Source organism: Streptomyces sp. AN091965 (assembly GCF_022698285.1).
In the GTDB taxonomy this organism is placed as follows: Bacteria; Actinomycetota; Actinomycetes; order Streptomycetales; family Streptomycetaceae; genus Streptomyces.
This window is the reverse complement of record NZ_JALDMY010000001.1, coordinates 4,691,620-4,710,074: the sequence shown is the minus strand read 5'-3', so window position 1 is coordinate 4,710,074 and position 18,455 is coordinate 4,691,620. Positions and strand designations below refer to the sequence as shown.

Sequence of the window (18,455 nt, the reverse complement as noted above, 5' to 3'; positions counted from 1 at the left end):
GGACGCCGTGGGCCCGGCGCGGACGCCGGGGTCCCGCCTCAGACGACCCAGCGCGGCCGGGGCGCGGCCGACGGCAGCGGCCGGTCGTCGGCGAGCGCGGCGGCCAGCCGGCGCACGGCCTCGCGCAGCGCGTCCGGGCCGGTGGTGAACGGGATGCGCAGCCGCTGCTCGAACACGCCCGGGTCGGCGGCGAAGCAGGCGCCGCCCTCGATCCGCACGCCGTAGTCCAGGGCCCGTTCGGCGAGCGCGGCGGAGACGGGCGCGCCCAGGTCCGCCCAGAGCGAGAGCCCGCCGGGCGGCTGCCGCCAGGTCCACCCCGGCAGGTGCGCGGCGAGTGCCCCGGTGAGCGTGTCCCGCTGCTCGCGCAGGCGCGCGATCCGCTCCGGCACCGAGGTGTCCGCCCGCTCCAGGAAGTGCAGGGCGAGGAACTGGTCCACGACCGGGCCGCCCAGGTCGCCCGCGACGCGCTGGGCGGCCAGCTCGGTCACGAGGCGCGCGGGCGCGCGCAGCCAGCCGACCCGCAGTCCGCCCCAGTGGCTCTTGCTCATCGAACCGACGGTGATGACCTGCGCGGCCGCCCCGGGCGCGGCGTGGACGGCGGTGGGGCGCGGGGCCGGGACGTCCAGGGCGAGGTCCGCGAGGGTCTCGTCGACGACCAGCCAGGTGCCGCAGCGGTGCGCGGCGCGCAGCACCCGGGCCCGGGTGCCGTCCGGCATGAGCAGCCCGGTCGGGTTGTGGAAGTCCGGGATGAGATAGGCCAGGTGGGGCACGGCCTGGCGCAGCGTCGACTCGACGAGCTCCGCGTCCCAACCGTCGTCGGCCATGGGGACGGACACCGGGCGGAGCCGGGCGCGGCGCAGCGCCTCCAGGGCGTTCGGGTACGAGGGGCTCTCGACCAGGACCCGGTCGCCCGGGCTTGAGAGGAGCCCGAGGACCAGCGTGAGCGCGTGCTGGGCGCCGGAGGTCACCAGGATCTGCTCGGGCACGGTGGCGAGGCCGCGCCGGGTGAACCGCTCGGCGACGGCGGCGCGCAACTCCGGCAGCCCGTACGGGTGGTAGCCCGGGCTCCGCGTGTGCGCGGCGATCCGGGGCGCGGCCGCGGCGAGCGCGTCGGTCACGGCGTGCTCGGGCAGCCCCGGCGCGGCCCTGGCCAGGTCGATGGCGGCGTCCGGCGGCGCGAGGGCGCGGGTGACCCCGCTGGGCGCCCGCCCCTCGGGCAGCGCGGTCCAGGTGCCGGAGCCCCGGCGGCTGTGCGCGTAGCCGCTCTCGCGCAGCAGGTCGTAGGCGGCGGTGACGGTGGGTCTGCTGACCCCGAGCGCGAGGGCCAGCTCCCGCTCGGCGGGCAGCCGCACCCGCAGCGCGATCCGTCCGTCGAGCACCAGGTCGCCGATGGCCTGGGCGAGGTGCCGGTAGGCGGGCCGGGCGTCCGCCGCGCCGGGCAGCAGTGCGGCGAGCTGCTGACTGCCCAGGTTCCGCTCGGCCATACCACTCCCCGGAGATTGGCCATGCTTTCAAGGCCAATGACTGTACAGACTCTGGCCATTGGCAAGCGGCCTGTGGGGTGCCCGGCTCGGGGCCCCTGCGGGTGGGAAACCCCGCCGCGGTAGCGGCGGAGTCACCCACCGGGCGGCAGGCGAAAGGGAGGAGCGGGGCGTGGGACCCGATGCGGGGCATCAGCGGAAGAGGCGGGGCGCGGGGCCGGGGGCGGCGCACGAGGACGGGCGGCAGCGGAGCCCGGCCCGACGGACACCGCCCCCACCCCTCACCTACCTCCCCTTCGCCGAAGGCCCCGCCCGACGGATCCCCCAACTCCTCGTCGGCCTGGCCCTGTACGGCTTCAGCGTCGCGCTCACGGTCCGCGCCGCCCTGGGCGTCAACCCGTGGGCCGTCCTGAACCAGGGCCTGGAGCGCCACACCCCGCTCAGCTTCGGGGCGCTGACCACGCTGGTGGGCGCGGCCGTCCTCGCCCTGTGGATCCCGCTGCGGCAGAGGCCGACCTTCGGCACCTTCGCCAACATCGCCCTCGTGGGCGGCGTGGCGGACGCGGGCCTCTGGCTCGTCCCGGAGCCCGCGGGCCTCCCGGCGCGGATCGCCCTCCTGACGGCGGGCATCCTCCTGAACGGCTTCTCGATCGCCGTCTACGTGGGTGCCCGCTTCGGCCCCGGCCCCCGCGACGGCCTGATGACCGGCCTGACCGCCGCGACCGGCCGCTCCCTGCGCACGGTCCGCACCGGCATCGAACTCACCGTCCTCGCCGCGGGCTGGCTCCTCGGCGGCACCGTGGGCGTCGGCACGGTCCTGTACGCCGTCGCGGTGGGCCCGGTGGCCCAGTCCTCCGTACCGAGGTGGGCGTACGCGCCCCGGCGCACGGCCACGTGACAGCCGCGGGGGAGGGCGGCGCTCAGCTCAGGCGGGCCCGCAGGAGGCAGGACTCGTTGCCCTCGGGGTCGAGCAGGACGTGCCACTGCTCCCCGCCGCTCGGGCCGATGTCGGCGTCGCGGGCGCATCCGATCGACCGGGACGACGTGGCGAATGAGGCCGACCGAAGCAGTGTGGTCGTCACCGACGAGGCACGCGGCTTGTCACACCTGCTCGTTCAGCAGCCGTTCTGTCACCAGTCCCGCGACCAGCGGCTGGTGGGCGCGCAGTCGCAGACGTTCTCCTTGAGGTTCAAGCCCGTCGGGGCAACCTTGCCGGAATGGCAACGCTCATCGCGCCGAGTGGCCGCCGCATCGCATGATCGAGGGGTTCCCTCCGGCCGCCCACGAACCGAGGAGCTCCCGCATGCGACCCGAGCCGACCGCCGCACTGCGCCACCGCACCGTCCAGGTCCCAGCCGGGCGCCTGCACCTGGTGGAGCAGGGCACCGGCCCGCTGATCCTGCTCGTGCACGGCTTCCCCGAGTCCTGGTACTCCTGGCGCCACCAGCTCCCGGCCCTCGCCGCGGCCGGGTTCCGGGCAGTGGCGATCGACGTACGCGGCTATGGCCGCTCCTCCAAGCCCGCCGCGACCGACGCCTACCGGATGCTCGACCTGGTGGAGGACAACGTCGCCGTCGTGCGCGCCCTCGGCGAGGACAGCGCGGTGATCGTCGGCCACGACTGGGGCTCCAACATCGCCGCCACCTCCGCCCTGCTCCACCCCGGAGTCTTCCGCGCGGTCGGCTTGCTGAGCGTCCCCTACGCGCCGCCCGGCGGCTCCCGCCCCACCGATGTCTTCGGCCGGATCGGCGGCCCCGAGCAGGAGTTCTACGTCTCCTACTTCCAGGAGCCCGGCCGTGCCGAGGCGGAGATCGAGCCCGACGTCCGGAACTGGCTCGCCGGCTTCTACGCGGCCCTGTCCGCCGACACCATGCCGGCCGAGGGCGAGCCCGACCCGCACTTCGTCGCCCGCGGCGGCCGGCTGCGCGACCGTTTCCCCGCCGGCCCGCTCCCGGCATGGTTGAGCGAGGAGGACCTCGACATCTACGCCGCGGAGTTCGAGCGCACCGGCCTGACCGGCGCCCTCAACCGCTACCGCAACATGGACCGCGACTGGGAAGACCTCGCCCCCCACCGCGGAGCCCCGATCAAACAGCCCGCCCTGTTCATCGGCGGCACCCTGGACGCCTCCACCACCTGGATGGCCGACGCCATCGACGCCTACCCCACGACCCTCCCCCGCCTGTCGGCCTCCCACCTCCTGGAAGGCTGCGGCCACTGGATCCAGCAGGAACGCCCCGACGAGGTCAACAGCCTGCTGACCGACTGGCTCGCCACGATGCGGAGCTGAACCAGGCCGACCACCAGAGCAGCCGGGCGGTCTCACTTGGCGGGTGATGGTCGCCGTACACATCACCAGGGCACTGTGCCCGCGTCTTCGAAGAACTGGCCGGTCGGGCCGTCGTCGGGCAGGGTCGCGAGTCTGATGGCGATCGCCGCGCCCTGTTCGGGGGTGCGCACGCCGCGGAAGCCGTTGAGGTCGGTCGCGACGTAGCCGGGGCAGCCGGCGTTGATCAGGATGTTCGTGCCGCTCAGCTCCCGGGCGTACTGGAGGGTGACTGCGTTCAGGAACGTCTTGGACGTCGAGTACGCCCCGTCCACCGGACCCACCGTCTGCTCGGCAGCGGTTCCTGACTGCCGGGTGAGGGAGCCGACACTGCTGGACATGTTCACGATCCGCGGTGCAGCGGAGCGGCGCAGCAGCGGCATCATCGCGTTGGTGACGCGGATGACGCCGACCACGTTGGTCTCCACGACCGTCCGGATGGTGACGGGATCGACTTGGGTGGGCTTTTGCGGTGGACTGCAGGCGATGCCGGCGTTGTTGACGAGCACGTCGAGGCGCCCCGCCTGCCGCTCGATCAGCCGTGCGGCGGCCGTCGCGCTCGCGTCATCGGTCACGTCCAGCGGTACGCCGAACGCGTCGACGCCGACCGCGCGCAGTCCTTCCACCGCAGCCTTACGGCGCTGATCGTCGCGTGCGCCGACGCCGACGCTCCAGCCGAGGGCGCCGAGGCCCGCGGCGATCTCGTGGCCGATTCCCTTGTTCGCGCCGGTGACCAGCGCAATCGTTCGTTCACTCATGGGGCCATGCTGTCCTCGGACTCCGGCTGGGGTCCAAGACCGATCGGGTGGGCAGCGATACCGTCCGGGTATTGATCCGGGATAGCGTGGACGTATGGAGACCCGGGAACTGCGCTACTTCGTCGCGGTCGCTGAGGAGTTGCACTTCGGGCGCGCCGCGCGGCGGCTCGGCATGGCGCAGCCGCCTTTGTCACGGGCGATCCAGCAGCTCGAACGCAGGCTCGGGGCAGTGCTGCTGGATCGGACCAGCCGCACGGTCACACTGACCGAGGCCGGTTCGGTGCTGCTGGCCGAGGGCCGCGCGGCCCTCGACGCGGTCGACGCTGCTGAACGCCGCACCCGCCGAGCTGCGCTTGCCCCCACCGGCCGTCCTGGCCTGGTCCTGGTCACGAAGGCCAGCGCCTCCAGTGAACTGCTGGCGAAGCTGCTCGACGCGTACGCCGCCGAACCCGGAGCGGTCCCGGTCGAGGTCCTCCTGTGCGGGCCGGCCGAGCAGGAACGACTCCTGCGCACGGGCCGGGCCGACGTGGCGCTGCTGCACCCTCCGTTCGACTCGACGTCCGGGTTCGACACCGAGGAACTCAGCACGGAAGGCCAGGTCGCGGTACTGCCGGCCGGGCATCCGCTCACCGTCAGGGCCCATGTGCGCATGGCCGACATCACCGGGCTGCCGGGCCTGCCCCTGCCACGCTGGCCCGACCCCGACGGCACCTACCCGCCCGGCCCCGGCCCGCAGGTCCGCGATCACGCGCAGCTGTTGCAGCTCGTCGCGCTCGGCCGTGCCTGCGCGGTCTCACCGGAGTCGTGCCGAGCCCAACTGCAGGGCGACCTCGCGGCCGTGCCCGTGCTGGACGCGCCGACAGTGACCACCGTGATCGCCTGGCCCCCGCACAGCCGGTCCAGAGCCGTCGCCGACCTTGTCCGGACTGCGACACGTCTCTAGGGCCTGTCCCAGCACGCCCGGCCAGGTTCCACCGAACGCGTCCCGGTCGGCTTGGCCGTACGTGGCGTGGCGCACTTTTGCAAGCAGCCGCTTGCAATAGTTAGCAAGGCGGGGCACCATCGGGAACATGGCATCGCTCAACGTCGGCAATCTCGGTGAGTACCTGCGCGAGCAGCGGCGCAACGCGCAGCTGTCGTTGCGTCAGCTCGCCGATGCCGCCGGGGTGTCCAATCCGTATCTGAGCCAGATCGAGCGCGGGCTGCGCAAGCCGAGTGCCGAGGTGCTCCAGCAGGTCGCCAAGGCGCTGCGGATCTCCGCCGAGACGCTCTACGTCCGGGCCGGGATCCTCGACGAGAAGGAGCGGGACGAGCTGGAGACGCGCGCCGTCATCCTGGCCGACCCGTCCATCAACGAGCGGCAGAAGCAGGTGCTCCTGCAGATCTACGAGTCGTTCCGCAAGGAGAACGGCTTCGTGACCGCGCCCTCGGAGACGTCGGAGCCCTCGGCCACGGACGCGTACGCGTCCTCGTACTCGAACGGTGCGGATCCCGGGAGCGCCCAGGACGGCGCCCGGGACGGCGCACCGGCCCCCACCGCTGACGGACCCCGCACGGCCGGCGGCAGTGATGCCAACCCCGAGGGCCGTCGGCCCACGGGTGAACAGCCCCCCAGCTGAAGCCAATCCGGGAGGACCATCGTCATGCCCATCACCGACGAGGTGCGCAAGGCCGTCACCAACCCGACCCCCCTCTACTTCGTCGTCGGCGGCGCGGAACTCGCGCTCCAGCAGGCGAAGAAGGTGCCCGGCGCCCTCGAACAGCTCGCCGCCGAGGCCCCCGCCCGCCTGGAGGCGGTGCGCAACACCAACCCCAAGGACGTCCAGGACCGGGCGGCCGCCCGCGCCAAGGAGGCCCGCGAGGCCCTCCAGACCAAGGTCGGCGAGCTCATCGGCGTCCTGGACACGGACCTGAAGCGCATCGGCGAGAACGCCCAGGACTTCGCCCTGCGCGGCGTCGGCGTCGCCGTCGAGTACGCGGTCCAGGCGCGCGAGACGTACGAGAAGGTCGCCGAGCACGGCGAGCAGACCGTGCGGAACCTGCGCGGCGAGGCCGCCGACGAGCTCGTGGAGCTCGCCGACACCGTCGAGCCCGACGCGCCTGAGGCGTCCTCGGCGTCCGAGGCGAAGGCAGGTGAGGACGAAGGCGCCGCCGCTTCCGCCACGGAGGACTCCGCAGCGGACGCCCCCGCCGCGGAGGAGGGCGAGGGCGCTGCGGCCCGCAAGCCCGCCGCGAAGAAGACGGCCACCAAGAAGACGGCCGCGAAGAAGACCGCGCCGCCCGCCGAGTAACACCGCTCGGGCGGGCGCCCGCCCACACGGCCGGGCACTCCCGGAGTGCCCGGTCCGTTGTGCGGGTAGCGGTACCGTGACGTCGTACGGACGGCACGGGAGTCGTGTCGAATTCGCCGAGACTGGTGGTGGACGTTGTGCTGATGCAAGGGTTCGCGAACTTCATGTGGCTGCTGTCGCTGGCCCTGATCCTGTTCAGCGGATTCGCGCTCATCGACGCCGCCGTCCGGCGGGAGGACGCCTATCGGGCGGCCGACAAGAAGACCAAGCCGTTCTGGCTGATCATCCTCGGGCTCGCCTTCGTGGTGAACCTGATCTTCAACGTGCTGTCGTTCCTGCCGATCATCGGCCTCGTCGCCACGATCGTGTACATGGTCGACGTACGCCCCGCCCTTCGCCAGGTCATGGGCGGGGGCGGCGGCCGCCGCGGCTCCAGCAGCGACGGTCCGTACGGCCCGTACAACGGCGGGCGCTGACGTCCCGCCCCGCGGCGGGCGGCCTCGGCGCTCCGGCCTCGTCGCCGGTGGCGCCTAGCGCTCGTCGCCCCGCTCGTGGGCCGGCTCGCGGTCCAGGAGCAGTACCGCCACGTCGTCGGTCAGCTCGCCGCCGTTGAGCTCCCGCACCTCGGTCACGGCCGCCTCCAGGAGCGCGTCGCCGCGCAGGCCCGCCGCGAGCTTGCGGCGCACCATCTCCACCATTCCGTCCTGCCCGAGCCGCTGGTTGCCCCGGCCGATCCGGCCCTCGATCAGGCCGTCCGTGTAGAGCATCAGGCTCCAGGTCCCGCCGAGCTGCACCTGCTGGCGCGGCCAGCGGGCGCGCGGCAGCAGACCGAGCGCCGGGCCGCCGTTGTCGTACGGCAGCAGCTCGGCGGGCAGGCCGGGGCGGGCGACCAGCGGCGCCGGGTGACCGGCCAGGCACAGGCCCGCCCGGCGGCCGTCCGGCGCGATGTCGACCGTGCACAGCGTCGCGAAGATCTCCTCGTTCGCCCGCTCGTGCTCCAGGACCTTCTGCAACGTGGACAGGAGCTCGTCGCCGACCAGGCCCGCGAACGTCAGGGCCCGCCAGGCTATGCGCAGCTCCACGCCGAGCGCCGCCTCGTCGGGGCCGTGGCCGCAGACGTCGCCGATCATCACGTGTACGGAGCCGTCGGGGGTGCGCACCGTGTCGTAGAAGTCGCCGCCGAGCAGGGCGCGGGAGCGGCCCGGACGGTAGCGCGAGGCGAACCGCAGCGGTGACCCCTCCAGGAGCGGCGTCGGCAGCAGGCCCCGCTCCAGGCGGGCGTTCTCCTGGGCGCGCAGCCGGGACTCGGTGAGCTGCCGCTGCGCGGCGTCCGCGCGCTTGCGCTCCACCGCGTACTGGATCGCGCGGCTCAGGAGCCGGCCGTCCAGCTCGTCGCGGAACAGATAGTCCTGGGCGCCGACCCGCACCGCCCGCGCGCCGCGCTCGGCGTCGCCCGACGTGGTCAGGGCGAGGACGGCGTGCCGGGGCGCGAGGCGGAGCACCTGCCGCAGCGTGGTCAGCTCGTCGGCGTCGGCGGGCGCGCGGCCCGTCCCGTGGGCGGCGTCGTGCGCGGCGCCCGGCCCGCCGGGGCCCGGGGAGCCGTGGGCCGGGGTGCCGTGGGCCGGGGTGCCGCCCGTGCCGCCGTTCGGCGCGGGGCCGTCGGGCAGGGCGAGGTCCAGCAGGATGCAGTGCACGTCGTCCGTGAGCAGCCGCTCGACCTCGGTGAGGTTGCGGGCGGTGCGGATGCGGATGGGCCTGCCCGTGGAGTCCGCCAGCTCGGGCAGGCTCAGCGAGCCGCCCGGGTCGTCCTCGACGAGCAGCAGGGTGAGCCCGGGGCTCGTGGAGGGGCCGGGGCCGCCCGTGCCGCCGGCGCGGCCGGAGCCGTCCGGGGACGCGTCGGGCGTCGGCACCGCCGGTGCCTGACCGCCTGCCGCGGCCGGGACCGCTCTCTGCCGCGGTATGGGTACGGGCATGCGTTGAGTTCCTTCCCTCCCCCCGAGGGCACGGTGGGGCGACGGTCGCACGCCCCACACCAGACGGGGACCATAGCGGTAGCCGAGGGCACGGGGGAATGCGGCGCGGCACCCGGCACGCGGCATATGCCGCGCCCTGGACCGCAATGGGGCACGAACCCGGTTCGACTGGGATGACGAACATCACGCCCGCGGGGTTGAGCGGGGCGGTACCTCGTGCGCTGGGTCACAGGCGTGCGCGGCACACCGTACGCGGTGTGCGGCGGGACCCCTCCCGAATGCGGCCGAATGGCTCGGCCGGGCACCGCTGAATGGCTCAGACCGGGCTGCCGGAGGGCTTCGGACGGGTGCCTCCGGGCGGGGCGGCTGGCGGGGCGGTGCCTCCGACGGCCGGGCAGCCGGGCAGCCGGGTCGGCGCCTCCGACGGGCGGGCAGCCGGGTCGGGCCCCTCCGGCAGGGCCACTGCCGGGTGCCTCGGGTCGGTCCGCTGTCAGGGCGCCTCGGGCCGGGGCAACTGTCGGGGCGCCCTGGCCGGGGCGGCTGTCCGGCCGGACGACCCCGGGGCCGGGGATCTCCTCGCGGTCAGCTGTCCGGGCGGACGACCCCGAGGATCTCCATTGAGCCCGCCCCCGCGATCGTCACGGTCCGCCCCGGCCGGGGCGCGTGCACGATGGCTCCGTCGCCCACGTACAGCCCCACGTGGCTGGCGTCCTTGTGGTAGATGACCAGGTCGCCGGGGCGCATGTTCTTCACGTCGACGTGGGGCAGGCGCTTCCACTGCTCCTGCGAGGTGCGCGGGATGCCGCGGCCCGCGGCCGCCCAGGCCTGGGACGTGAGCCCCGAGCAGTCGTACGACTTCGGGCCCTCGGCACCCCAGACGTACGGCTTGCCGATCTGGGCCGTGGCGAAGGCGACGGCCTTCCTGCCGCGGGCGGTCGCGTCGCCCTTGAGGTCCTTCAGTATTCCGGTGTCGACCCACGCCGACTGCTGCTTGAGGGCGGCCTCCTCCTCCAGCTCGCGCAGCCGCTCGCGCTCCTTCTTCTCCAGGCGCGACTCCAGCTTCTCGGCGGCGGCGATCCTCTCCTTGATCTTCCGCTTCGCCGCGGCCTTGGCCTTGCGGCCCGCCTCCAGCTTGCGCCACTGGGCGGAGGCGTCCTTGGCGTACGTCTTCAGATCGGCCTGGGTCCTGGCCATCTCCGTGAGCAGCGACTTCGTGCCGTGCTGGCCCTGGCGCAGACGGCCCGCGCCGTCCAGGAACCGCTCGGGGCTGTCGCTCAGGAGCAGCCGGGCCTGGTCGGGGATGCCGCCGCCGCGGTACTGCGCGCGGGCGGCGGCGCCCGCCTGGGCCTTGAGTCTGTCCAGCTTCTTCTGGCCCTTGTCGATGTCGCGGGCGAGCCGGACGATCTCCTTGGACTGCTGGTCGGCCTTCTCCTCCGCCGCGTTGTACGCGTCCGTGGCCGTGCCCGCTTCGCGGTAGAGCCGGTCGATCTTCTTGCGGACCTGCTCAAGAGGCGTGTCCCCGGCGGGCGTCGGCGGGCCGGGCGGGGTGGGGTCCGCAGGGCTCGCGAACGCCGCGCCGGGTGCGCCGAGCACCACCGCCGCGCAGACCAGAGCCACGGCTGTCGCCGTCGAATACCGCGTGCCGGACACGCTCCACCCCCACAGCAGATCCATCGGTCAAGGCATTGGTCCATGCATGGGCCGACCCAGCGGCCGCCCCATCGGTCAAGGCTGATTTACCGTCAGTAACCCCGCGACGTCCTCGGGATGGTGCCATGTCCGCGTCCATTGCGACAGGGTCGCGCGGCAACTCCCGTTCCCCTCCTGCCTCGTGTGACGAACGGCACGCGGTGATCGTTCCCTTGTGTCGAACGTTCACTCGCGGTGAACGGGCGGCGCCACCCGATGCGTTGGACCGCCCTGGGGCGCGGGCCGCGCGCCGCCCGGGCGTGCGGCCGCTCCGGAGCGCGGGCCGTACGTCCTGGGCGCTCCCCGCGCTCCCCGCTTCCCGCGCCGCACGCTCCGGGCGCCGCAGGTCCCGCGGGTCGCGCGCCCGGCGAGTCGTACGCCCGGCGAGTCGTACGCCCTGGACATGCCTCACGCCCCGCGCGGTGCGAGCGCCTCCCAGCGCACGGTCACTTCGCCCTGCCGCCACCGCGCACCGCGGTCCACGACCGGCCAGTCGGCTCGCAGGTCGCGTACCGACCGGATCCACCGCTGCCGCGCCCCGTACGACGCGTACGGGGCGGCCGCCGCCCACGCCCGGTCGAAGTCGCGCAGGAAGGCGTGCACCGGCTCGCCCGGCACGTTCCGGTGGATCAGCGCCTTGGGCAGCCGCTCGGCCAGGTCGGAGGGGCGCTCCAGGGAGGCGAGCCGGGCCGCGAAGGTCACCGTGCGCGGGCCTTCGGGGCCGAGCGCGACCCAGACGTGCCGCCGCCCGATCTCGTCGCAGGTCCCCTCGACGAGCAGCCCGCCGGGGGCGAGCCGCGCGCACAGCCGCTCCCAGACGGCGGCGACCTCGCCCTCGTCGTACTGGCGCAGCACGTTCGCGGCGCGGATGAGGACCGGGCGCGCGGGCAGCGGCACCTCGAAGCCGCCGTGCCGGAAGGAGAGGCCCTCCCGTTCGTACGGGCGCGCCGCCGCGACCCGCGCCGGGTCGATCTCGATGCCCACCACGCGCGCGTGCGGGGCGGCGGTGCGCAGCCTCAGGAGCAGCTCGACGGCGGTCCAGGGGGCGGCGCCGTAGCCGAGGTCGACGGCGAGCGGGTCGGCGGCGCGGCGGAGCGCGGCGCCGTGGGCGGCGGCGATCCAGCGGTCCATGCGGCGCAGGCGGTTGGGGTTGGTCGTCCCGCGCGTCACGGTTCCCACGGGGCGAGCCGCGGAGCTGGGGGAACGGGGTGCGCGGGGGGACATGGGGCAAGCGTATGCAAGGGCTACGGCTGAGACCCCCAAGGTAATGCTTTGGCAAAGAGGAAATGGAGGCGGAAGTTCCGGTGTTGCCGTCCTCAGAGGACCTCGTACGCCCTCCGTATCGCCGTGCCCGCCGTACGAGGTCCAGGACGCCGCTGCCCAGGCCAAGGAGGACCGCCACGTGAGCCACTACGTGACCAGGCTCGGGCGTCGCTTCCCAGCGGCCCCGTCGGCGCCCGCCCGACTGCGCCTTCCCGGCACGCCCCGCCGCCCCCGCCGCATCGCCATGCTCAGCGTGCACACCTCGCCGCTGCACCAGCCCGGCACCGGCGACGCGGGCGGCATGAACGTCTACATCGTGGAGCTCGCCAAGCGCCTCGCCGAGATCAACATCGAGGTCGAGATCTTCACCCGCGCCACCACGGGAGCGCTGCCGCCCGTCGTCGAGCTCGCCCCGGGCGTCCTCGTGCGCCACGTGGACGCGGGCCCCTACGAGGGCCTGGCCAAGGAGGAGCTCCCCGCCCAGCTGTGCGCCTTCACGCACGGCGTCATGCTCGCCTGGGCGGGCCACCGCCCCGGCCACTACGACCTCGTGCACTCGCACTACTGGCTCAGCGGCCACGTCGGCTGGCTCGCCGCCGAGCGCTGGGGCACCCCGCTCGTGCACGCCATGCACACCATGGCCAAGGTCAAGAACGCGGCGCTCGCCTCCGGGGACACCCCCGAGCCCGCCGCCCGCGTCATCGGCGAGACCCAGATCGTGCGCGCCGCCGACCGGCTCATCGCCAACACCTCCGAAGAGGCCGACGAACTCGTACGGCACTACGACGCCGACCCCGGGAAGGTCGCCGTCGTCCACCCCGGCGTCAACCTCGACCGCTTCCGCCCCGCCGACGGCCGCGCCGCCGCCCGCCACCGCCTGGGCCTGCCGCAGGACGCCCTCGTGCCGCTCTTCGCGGGCCGCATCCAGCCCCTGAAGGCCCCGGACGTACTGCTGCGCGCGGTGGCCGTCCTCCTCGACGAACGCCCCGAGCTGCGCCGCCGCATCGTCGTCCCGATCGTCGGCGGCCCGAGCGGCAGCGGCCTCGCCAAACCCGAGGGCCTGCAGAAGCTGGCGGCCCGCCTGGGCATCGCGGACGTGGTGCGCTTCCAGCCCCCCGTAGGCCAGGACCAGCTCGCGGACTGGTTCCGCGCGGCCTCCCTGCTCGTCATGCCCTCCTACAGCGAGTCGTTCGGGCTCGTCGCCATCGAGGCGCAGGCGGCGGGCACACCGGTCCTCGCCGCGGCGGTGGGCGGCCTGCCGGTCGCCGTGCGCGACGGAGTCACCGGCTTCCTGATCCCCGACCACGAACCGGCCCACTACGCGCGCGTGCTGGGCGACTTCGCCGACAACCCCCACCTGGTCGACCGCATGGGCACGGCGGCCGCCCTGCACGCAGAGTCCTTCGGCTGGGGCACGGCGGCGTCCGCCACCGCCGATGTGTACACCGCGGCGATGCACGACCACCGCCGTCGCGTACCCTCGCACCATGGGTGACGTTGCTGCTGGTGAGACCCCTGACACGGTGATCGAGCGGTTCCTGGCCGACGCGGAACTCGACTGGGAGTCCCCCGAGCCGGGCTCGTACGTGGTCACACTCCCCGGCACCCGCAAGCTCTCCACGACGCTCTCCCTGCGCGTGGGCAAGCACTCCCTCTCCCTGAACGCGTTCGTCGTCCGCCACCCCGACGAGAACCACGAGGCCGTCCACCGCTGGCTCCTGGAGCGCAACCTCCGCCTCTACGGCGTGAGCTACGCGATCGACTCCCTGGGCGACGTCTACGTCACCGGCAAGCTCCCCCTCGCCGCCGTCACCCCGGACGAACTGGACCGCCTCCTCGGCTCCGTCCTGGAAGCGGCGGACGGCTCCTTCAACACCCTCCTGGAACTGGGCTTCGCGACGGCGATCCGCAAGGAGTACGCCTGGCGCGTCTCCCGAGGCGAATCAACCCGCAACCTGGAGGCCTTCACCCACCTCACCCGGCCCCGGTCCGGCACCGGGGAGTAGCGCCGCTCAGGCCTGGCCGAAGCTCAGCGACGGCCCCAGCGCAGCGACAAGGCCCCCACCGCGGAGAGCCGCAGGTGGAGGCCTTGAACGCGAGAAGAAGGTGCGGGCTTACTTCTTCTTGCCCTGGTTCTTCACGGCCTCGATCGCGGCCTTCGCGGCCTCCGGGTCGAGGTACGTGCCGCCCGGGTTGAGGGGCTTGAAGGCGGCGTCCAGGTCGTAGGCGAGCGGGATGCCGGTGGGGATGTTCAGGCCCGCGATGTCGGCGTCGGAGATGCCGTCGAGGTGCTTGACCAGGGCGCGCAGGGAGTTGCCGTGCGCGGCCACCAGGACGGTGCGGCCGGCCAGGAGGTCGGGGACGATGCCGTCGTACCAGTACGGGAGCATGCGGACGACGACGTCCTTCAGGCACTCCGTGCGCGGGCGCAGCTCCGGCGGGATGGAGGCGTAGCGCGGGTCGCCCGACTGGGAGAACTCGGTGCCGTCCTCAAGGGCGGGCGGCGGGGTGTCGTAGGAGCGGCGCCAGAGCATGAACTGCTCCTCGCCGAACTCGGCGAGGGTCTGGGCCTTGTCCTTGCCCTGGAGGGCGCCGTAGTGGCGCTCGTTCAGGCGCCAGGAGCGGTGGACCGGGATCCAGTGGCGGTCCGCGGACTCCAGCGCGAGCTGGGCCGTGCGGATGGCGCGCTTCTGGAGCGACGTGTGGACCACGTCGGGCAGCAGGCCGGCGTCCTTCAGCAGCTCACCGCCGCGGACCGCCTCCTTCTCGCCCTTCTCGTTGAGGTTGACGTCCACCCAGCCGGTGAACAGGTTCTTCGCGTTCCATTCGCTCTCGCCGTGGCGGAGGAGGATCAGCTTGTACGGTGCGTCGGCCATGCCCACGAGCGTAATGGAACTCCGGAGGGGGCCGCGTCCCGGAGCGATTGACGCTACCTGTCAAATGAGTAGTCCGCAGGGACCACGGTTGCGTAAGTTGTGACCTCCGTTCCTGGTACTTACATGCCCGATCGCCGCGGCGGCCGGGCCCGCACCGCCCCGGGGGTCCTCGCATGCCGCTCACCGCCGCAAGACGCGCCGTCAAGGAATCCGTGTCGGGGCTGCCACCGGCGTTCTGGTGGCTGTGGACCAGCACCCTGGTGAACCGCCTCGGGGCCTTCGTGTCCACGTTCCTGGCGATCTACCTGACCCTGGAGCAGGGCTACTCGGCCACGTACGCGGGCCTCGTCGCGGCCCTGCACGGGCTCGGCGGAGTCGTCTCGTCGCTCGGCGCGGGCGTCCTGACCGACCGCCTGGGGCGGCGTCCCACCCTGCTCATCGCGCAGACGTCCACGGGTCTGTCCGTGGCGCTGCTCGGATTCATGACCCACCCGGTGGCCATCGCGGCAGTGGCCTTCCTCGTGGGCATGGCGAGCAACGCCTCGCGGCCCGCCGTGCAGGCGATGATGGCCGACATCGTCCGGCCCGAGGACCGCGTCCGCGCCTTCTCGCTGAACTTCTGGGCCATCAACCTCGGCTTCGCCATCTCCTCGGCCGCCGCGGGCTTCATCGCCTCGTACAGCTATCTCGCGGGCTTCCTCCTGGAGGCCGCGATGACCCTCGCGTGCGCGGCCGTCATCTTCGTGAAGCTCCCGGAGTCGCGGCCCGCGCCCGGCGAGGGGGAGGCGGGCGACGGGCCGGAGCCCGGTCTCGGCACGGTGCTGCGGGACGGCCGCTTCATGGGCGTCGTCGGGCTCTCCTTCCTGGTCGCGCTGATCTTCCAGCAGGCGTACGTGGGACTGCCGGTGGCGATGGGCGAGGCGGGCTTCAAGCCGAGCGACTACGGCATCGCGATCGCCTTCAACGGCGTCATGATCGTGCTCCTTCAGATCCCGGTGACGCGGTTCATCGAACACCGGGACCCGCAGCGCCTGCTGGTGATCTCCTCGCTCGTGGCGGGCTACGGCTTCGCCCTCACGGCGTTCGCCGGTTCGGTCGGCCTCATCACCCTCACGGTGTGCCTGTGGACGCTCGCCGAGATCGTCAACGCCCCCACCCAGACGGGCCTGGTCGTCCGCCTCTCGCCGGCGAACGCGCGCGGCCGCTACCAGGGCATGTACACCATGTCGTGGGCGGTCGCGGCGCTCGCGGCCCCGCTGATCTCCGGCTCCGTCATCGACCGCTTCGGCGCGGACTGGCTGTGGGGCTTCTGCGCGGTCGTGGGTACGGTCGCGGCCCTCGGGTACTGGGGCCTCATGCGCAACCTTCCGGACCCGGTGGCGTACGAGAGCGGGCCGCGGCCCGGTGCCGGCAGGGAGAAGGCGGCGGAGAAGGCCGACGCCGGCGGCTGAAAGCCCCCGGCGTCGGCCGCTACGGTGACAGCAGCGCCGGGACCGTCCAGGGACCCCAGGGAGAGTGACCCGACCATGGCCGAACCACTGAAGACCTTCATCGGCGGCGAGGAGGTCGAGGTGCCCAACACGATCCCGGACATCCGCGCCGCCCTCCCCGAGGACCGGCGCGCGGACTTCGACCGCGCCATCAACGGGGCGGGGGTCGACGAGATCCACTCGGTGATGCGCCACTGGATGCTGCAGGCCGTGCCCGACCCCGAGGCCGAGGCCCTCCTCGACCGCCTCGCGGCCGACGAGGCCGAGAGGCGGAGCATCGCGTGAGCCGTCACCGGAGCCGGAGCTACCGGATCACTTACGCGCCGCCCGCCGACGACACCCTCGCCAAGATGGGCGACGCCGACCAGTTCCGGGCGGCGATGGAGCGCACCCTCGGCCGGGACCCGTACGGGCACGGTTCGGCGGCCGTGGACCAGGAGCGGGACCGCAGGGAGGCGACGGTCGGCGGCGCGATCGTCCTCTACTACGTGTCGGGTTCGGTCCTGACGGTGACCGTCGTCCGCCTGGTCCCCTTCACTTGAGTCCTCCCTTCAGCCGAGTCCCAGGGCGCGCTGGGCCTCGTACAGATTGCGGGGACGTACGGCACCGGGTGAACCGTAGGCCTCGATACGGGAGTCGAGCCCTCCGGAGAAGTCCGGTACGTCGATCTGGTCGAACTCCCGCACGAGGGAGATGCCGACCGTGGCGCTGTACGGCGCGATGCCGTCAATTTTGACCAGTCCGGCGCGCTGGTTGCTGACACTGACGTTCCAGTGGGTGAACCGGGCGCCGTAGAGGGGCCCGGCGCTGGCGTCGCCGCCGTGCCGCCCGTCGTTGTTGACGACGATCTCCGTGCGGACGTTCGCGAACGGCATGCCCCGGTGCGTGTCGAAGGTGCCCGTCTCCATGTGGCCGCGCGACCAGACGTTGTACGAGGACAGGCCCTCCACGTTGATGCCGTGCAGCTGCGTCCCCGGGGGCGCGGGCACGGTCCGCCGCTCGATGCGGAAGTCCTCGATCAGGTTGTCGTGCGAGCCCTCGCGGCAGAAGTACGGGTGGTGCGCGCCGCGCCCGCCGACGGAGGTGCCGCGCAGGGTGCAGGCGGACGCGGCGACGAGCCCGAAGCCGTTGTCCACGTGGCGCACGCGCACGTCGTCGGCCCAGCAGTCGTACGCGCACTGGAAGGTGACGCCGTTGAACCCCTTGTCGAGGAGGTGCGGCGACTGCGGCGTCTGTACGGCCTCCAGGGTCAGCCCCTCGACGCCGGAGCCGGTGAGGGCGGAGACGTGGGTGGTGAGCTGCGGATCCCACTCGGGCCGCACGTCGAGCGGGAGCGGCCGTTCGAGGGCGACCTCGCGCCCGTGCACCCCGGTGACCCGTACGGGCCACTCGTAGGGGACGTACGAGGTCAGCTTCGTCTTGTCGTCCCAGGAGTACGCCTCGGGGCCCGGGCCGCCGCCCGCCATGTGCTCCAGGAGGGTGTGGCCGCGGTCGTCGGCGAGGCGGAGGAGGACGAGGTCGCCGGGGCGCACGCGCGCGGGGTCCGCGACGCGCACGGTTCGGTCGCCGCGGCGGGCGGGGGAGACGGCGGTGAGGCCGCGCCACTGGTCCCGCCGGTTTCCCGTCCATCCCTCGAAGGGCCAGTCCGCGGCCCGGATCGCGGCGACGAGGGAGTCCCAACGCTCCTGCGGACACAGCCAGATGAGCCCTCCGGCCCAGGACCAGCTGGACTTGTCCCCGCCGTAGCGGCTGCCGTAGGGGCCGATCAGCTCGGTGAGGTGGCGGGTGGCGACGAGCGTGGTGCGGCCGCTGCCCGCGCCGCGCAGGACGACGTTGTCGTGTGCGATCCGGACGATGCCGTCGATCCGGTACGTGCCGGGTTCGAGCTGGACCGTGCCCCCGCCGGCCCTTCCGGCGGCGGCGAGGGCACGGTTGATCGCGGGCGCGGCGTCCGCCCGGGTGCCGGGCCCGGCGCCGTAGCGGCGGACGGGGAAGACGGCGCGCGGCCGACGGAAGCGGCGCTCGCCCCCTCGGCATCCGGCGCGGCCCACGTAGGGGATCTGCGGGTGGGCGTACGGATTTCCGGCGAACTCCCGCCAGAGTGCGGCCGGTCGGGGGCCCACGGCCGCGGCGGCCCCGGTCCCGGTCGCGGCGGCGGTTGCGACGGCGATGGCTCCACCCAGGACACCGCGTCTGCTGAGGTTGGGCATGGCGCCCTCATTTCCTCGCGGTCGTTTACGTAGCTGAACGAGGTTCACGTCTGCGTCGAGCGGGAGCATGGCACGGCACCGCGCCGCGCGGGAAGCCC

Annotated in this window: 19 protein-coding genes; 11 read left to right on the top strand and 8 right to left on the bottom strand. The window is 73.5% G+C overall.

Annotated features, from left to right (window positions below; genetic code table 11):
• Window positions 1-38: 38 nt before the first annotated feature.
• Window positions 39-1,484 carry a MocR-like transcription factor YczR gene (yczR, locus tag MQV74_RS19780; protein ID WP_242719531.1) on the bottom strand — a complete coding sequence of 482 codons (1,446 nt, stop codon included), beginning with the start codon at window positions 1,482-1,484 and terminating at the stop codon, window positions 39-41.
• A gap of 169 nt (window positions 1,485-1,653) precedes the next feature.
• On the opposite strand from yczR, the gene yczE reads away from it, so the two are divergent.
• Complete coding sequence (yczE, locus tag MQV74_RS19775; RefSeq protein ID WP_374120650.1) at window positions 1,654-2,379, top strand: membrane protein YczE; 726 nt, start codon at window positions 1,654-1,656, stop codon at window positions 2,377-2,379.
• 22 nt (window positions 2,380-2,401) lie between these two features.
• Here the strand turns inward: yczE and MQV74_RS19770 are convergent, their stop codons facing one another.
• On the bottom strand, window positions 2,402-2,563 hold the full coding sequence (locus MQV74_RS19770; RefSeq protein WP_374120649.1) for a hypothetical protein: 162 nt from the start codon (window positions 2,561-2,563) through the stop codon (window positions 2,402-2,404).
• Between the two features lie 221 nt (window positions 2,564-2,784).
• Here MQV74_RS19770 and MQV74_RS19765 point away from each other — a divergent pair, with 221 nt between their 5' ends.
• A complete protein-coding gene (locus MQV74_RS19765) occupies window positions 2,785-3,771 on the top strand; it encodes an alpha/beta fold hydrolase (RefSeq protein ID WP_242719529.1) in 987 nt (328 codons plus the stop codon).
• A gap of 62 nt (window positions 3,772-3,833) precedes the next feature.
• Here the strand turns inward: MQV74_RS19765 and MQV74_RS19760 are convergent, their stop codons facing one another.
• Window positions 3,834-4,565 (bottom strand): SDR family NAD(P)-dependent oxidoreductase, encoded by a 732-nt coding sequence (locus MQV74_RS19760; RefSeq protein WP_242719527.1) that lies wholly within the window; start codon window positions 4,563-4,565, stop codon window positions 3,834-3,836.
• Between the two features lie 94 nt (window positions 4,566-4,659).
• Here MQV74_RS19760 and MQV74_RS19755 point away from each other — a divergent pair, with 94 nt between their 5' ends.
• From MQV74_RS19755 to MQV74_RS19740, 4 genes are all read left to right on the top strand, one after another.
• On the top strand, window positions 4,660-5,508 hold the full coding sequence (locus tag MQV74_RS19755; protein WP_242719525.1) for a LysR family transcriptional regulator: 849 nt from the start codon (window positions 4,660-4,662) through the stop codon (window positions 5,506-5,508).
• 127 nt (window positions 5,509-5,635) lie between these two features.
• Complete coding sequence (locus MQV74_RS19750) at window positions 5,636-6,184, top strand: helix-turn-helix domain-containing protein (protein ID WP_242719523.1); 549 nt, start codon at window positions 5,636-5,638, stop codon at window positions 6,182-6,184.
• Window positions 6,185-6,208: 24 nt separating this feature from the next.
• Window positions 6,209-6,856, top strand: a complete 648-nt coding sequence (locus MQV74_RS19745; RefSeq protein ID WP_242719520.1) for a hypothetical protein — start codon at window positions 6,209-6,211, stop codon at window positions 6,854-6,856.
• 143 nt (window positions 6,857-6,999) lie between these two features.
• Window positions 7,000-7,332: a DUF2516 family protein gene (locus tag MQV74_RS19740; protein ID WP_242719518.1), complete on the top strand. Its 333-nt coding sequence runs from the start codon at window positions 7,000-7,002 to the stop codon at window positions 7,330-7,332.
• Window positions 7,333-7,386: 54 nt separating this feature from the next.
• On the opposite strand, the gene MQV74_RS19735 is transcribed toward MQV74_RS19740, so the two are convergent.
• The 3 genes from MQV74_RS19735 to MQV74_RS19725 all read right to left on the bottom strand — a co-directional run bounded on the left by MQV74_RS19735 (window position 7,387) and on the right by MQV74_RS19725 (window position 11,697).
• A complete protein-coding gene (locus MQV74_RS19735) occupies window positions 7,387-8,829 on the bottom strand; it encodes a PP2C family protein-serine/threonine phosphatase (protein WP_242719516.1) in 1,443 nt (480 codons plus the stop codon).
• A gap of 582 nt (window positions 8,830-9,411) precedes the next feature.
• Window positions 9,412-10,503, bottom strand: a complete 1,092-nt coding sequence (locus MQV74_RS19730; protein WP_374120648.1) for a C40 family peptidase — start codon at window positions 10,501-10,503, stop codon at window positions 9,412-9,414.
• 423 nt (window positions 10,504-10,926) lie between these two features.
• Window positions 10,927-11,697 carry a class I SAM-dependent methyltransferase gene (locus tag MQV74_RS19725; RefSeq protein WP_242719512.1) on the bottom strand — a complete coding sequence of 257 codons (771 nt, stop codon included), beginning with the start codon at window positions 11,695-11,697 and terminating at the stop codon, window positions 10,927-10,929.
• A gap of 223 nt (window positions 11,698-11,920) precedes the next feature.
• Between MQV74_RS19725 and mshA the strand changes: the two genes are divergently transcribed.
• Together mshA and MQV74_RS19715 are read left to right on the top strand one after the other, a co-directional pair.
• The gene (gene mshA / locus MQV74_RS19720) at window positions 11,921-13,276 is read left to right on the top strand and encodes a D-inositol-3-phosphate glycosyltransferase (RefSeq protein ID WP_242719510.1); all 1,356 of its coding nucleotides are present in this window, start codon (window positions 11,921-11,923) and stop codon (window positions 13,274-13,276) included.
• Window positions 13,269-13,787, top strand: coding sequence for a YbjN domain-containing protein (locus MQV74_RS19715; protein WP_242719508.1), 519 nt, complete (start codon window positions 13,269-13,271; stop codon window positions 13,785-13,787). The genes mshA and MQV74_RS19715 overlap by 8 nt, the downstream gene beginning before the upstream one ends.
• Before the next feature lie 108 nt (window positions 13,788-13,895).
• On the opposite strand, the gene MQV74_RS19710 is transcribed toward MQV74_RS19715, so the two are convergent.
• Complete coding sequence (locus MQV74_RS19710; protein WP_030682335.1) at window positions 13,896-14,657, bottom strand: phosphoglyceromutase; 762 nt, start codon at window positions 14,655-14,657, stop codon at window positions 13,896-13,898.
• A gap of 173 nt (window positions 14,658-14,830) precedes the next feature.
• On the opposite strand from MQV74_RS19710, the gene MQV74_RS19705 reads away from it, so the two are divergent.
• From MQV74_RS19705 to MQV74_RS19695, 3 genes are all read left to right on the top strand, one after another.
• A complete protein-coding gene (locus MQV74_RS19705) occupies window positions 14,831-16,108 on the top strand; it encodes an MDR family MFS transporter (RefSeq protein ID WP_242719506.1) in 1,278 nt (425 codons plus the stop codon).
• 75 nt (window positions 16,109-16,183) lie between these two features.
• Window positions 16,184-16,432 (top strand): hypothetical protein, encoded by a 249-nt coding sequence (locus tag MQV74_RS19700; protein ID WP_138960437.1) that lies wholly within the window; start codon window positions 16,184-16,186, stop codon window positions 16,430-16,432.
• 65 nt (window positions 16,433-16,497) lie between these two features.
• Complete coding sequence (locus MQV74_RS19695; RefSeq protein ID WP_242728871.1) at window positions 16,498-16,689, top strand: hypothetical protein; 192 nt, start codon at window positions 16,498-16,500, stop codon at window positions 16,687-16,689.
• 9 nt (window positions 16,690-16,698) lie between these two features.
• Here MQV74_RS19695 and MQV74_RS19690 read toward each other — a convergent pair whose 3' ends face one another.
• Window positions 16,699-18,357 carry a glycoside hydrolase family 55 protein gene (locus MQV74_RS19690; RefSeq protein WP_242719504.1) on the bottom strand — a complete coding sequence of 553 codons (1,659 nt, stop codon included), beginning with the start codon at window positions 18,355-18,357 and terminating at the stop codon, window positions 16,699-16,701.
• Between the last annotated feature and the right edge of the window lie 98 nt (window positions 18,358-18,455).

Excerpts from the sequence above, each read along its gene's own strand:
- MQV74_RS19690 (WP_242719504.1), bottom strand. The coding sequence starts at position 18,357 with ATGCCCAACCTCAGCAGACGCGGTGTCCTGGGTGGAGCCATCGCCGTC.
- MQV74_RS19765 (WP_242719529.1), top strand. The coding sequence starts at position 2,785 with ATGCGACCCGAGCCGACCGCCGCACTGCGCCACCGCACCGTCCAGGTC.
- MQV74_RS19705 (WP_242719506.1), top strand. The coding sequence starts at position 14,831 with ATGCCGCTCACCGCCGCAAGACGCGCCGTCAAGGAATCCGTGTCGGGG.
- MQV74_RS19730 (WP_374120648.1), bottom strand. The coding sequence starts at position 10,503 with ATGGATCTGCTGTGGGGGTGGAGCGTGTCCGGCACGCGGTATTCGACG.
- yczR (WP_242719531.1), bottom strand. The coding sequence starts at position 1,484 with ATGGCCGAGCGGAACCTGGGCAGTCAGCAGCTCGCCGCACTGCTGCCC.
- MQV74_RS19715 (WP_242719508.1), top strand. The coding sequence starts at position 13,269 with ATGGGTGACGTTGCTGCTGGTGAGACCCCTGACACGGTGATCGAGCGG.
- MQV74_RS19700 (WP_138960437.1), top strand. The coding sequence starts at position 16,184 with ATGGCCGAACCACTGAAGACCTTCATCGGCGGCGAGGAGGTCGAGGTG.
- MQV74_RS19735 (WP_242719516.1), bottom strand. The coding sequence starts at position 8,829 with ATGCCCGTACCCATACCGCGGCAGAGAGCGGTCCCGGCCGCGGCAGGC.
- MQV74_RS19710 (WP_030682335.1), bottom strand. The coding sequence starts at position 14,657 with ATGGCCGACGCACCGTACAAGCTGATCCTCCTCCGCCACGGCGAGAGC.
- MQV74_RS19740 (WP_242719518.1), top strand. The coding sequence starts at position 7,000 with ATGCAAGGGTTCGCGAACTTCATGTGGCTGCTGTCGCTGGCCCTGATC.
- MQV74_RS19750 (WP_242719523.1), top strand. The coding sequence starts at position 5,636 with ATGGCATCGCTCAACGTCGGCAATCTCGGTGAGTACCTGCGCGAGCAG.
- MQV74_RS19745 (WP_242719520.1), top strand. The coding sequence starts at position 6,209 with ATGCCCATCACCGACGAGGTGCGCAAGGCCGTCACCAACCCGACCCCC.
- MQV74_RS19755 (WP_242719525.1), top strand. The coding sequence starts at position 4,660 with ATGGAGACCCGGGAACTGCGCTACTTCGTCGCGGTCGCTGAGGAGTTG.
- MQV74_RS19760 (WP_242719527.1), bottom strand. The coding sequence starts at position 4,565 with ATGAGTGAACGAACGATTGCGCTGGTCACCGGCGCGAACAAGGGAATC.
- MQV74_RS19695 (WP_242728871.1), top strand. The coding sequence starts at position 16,498 with ATGGGCGACGCCGACCAGTTCCGGGCGGCGATGGAGCGCACCCTCGGC.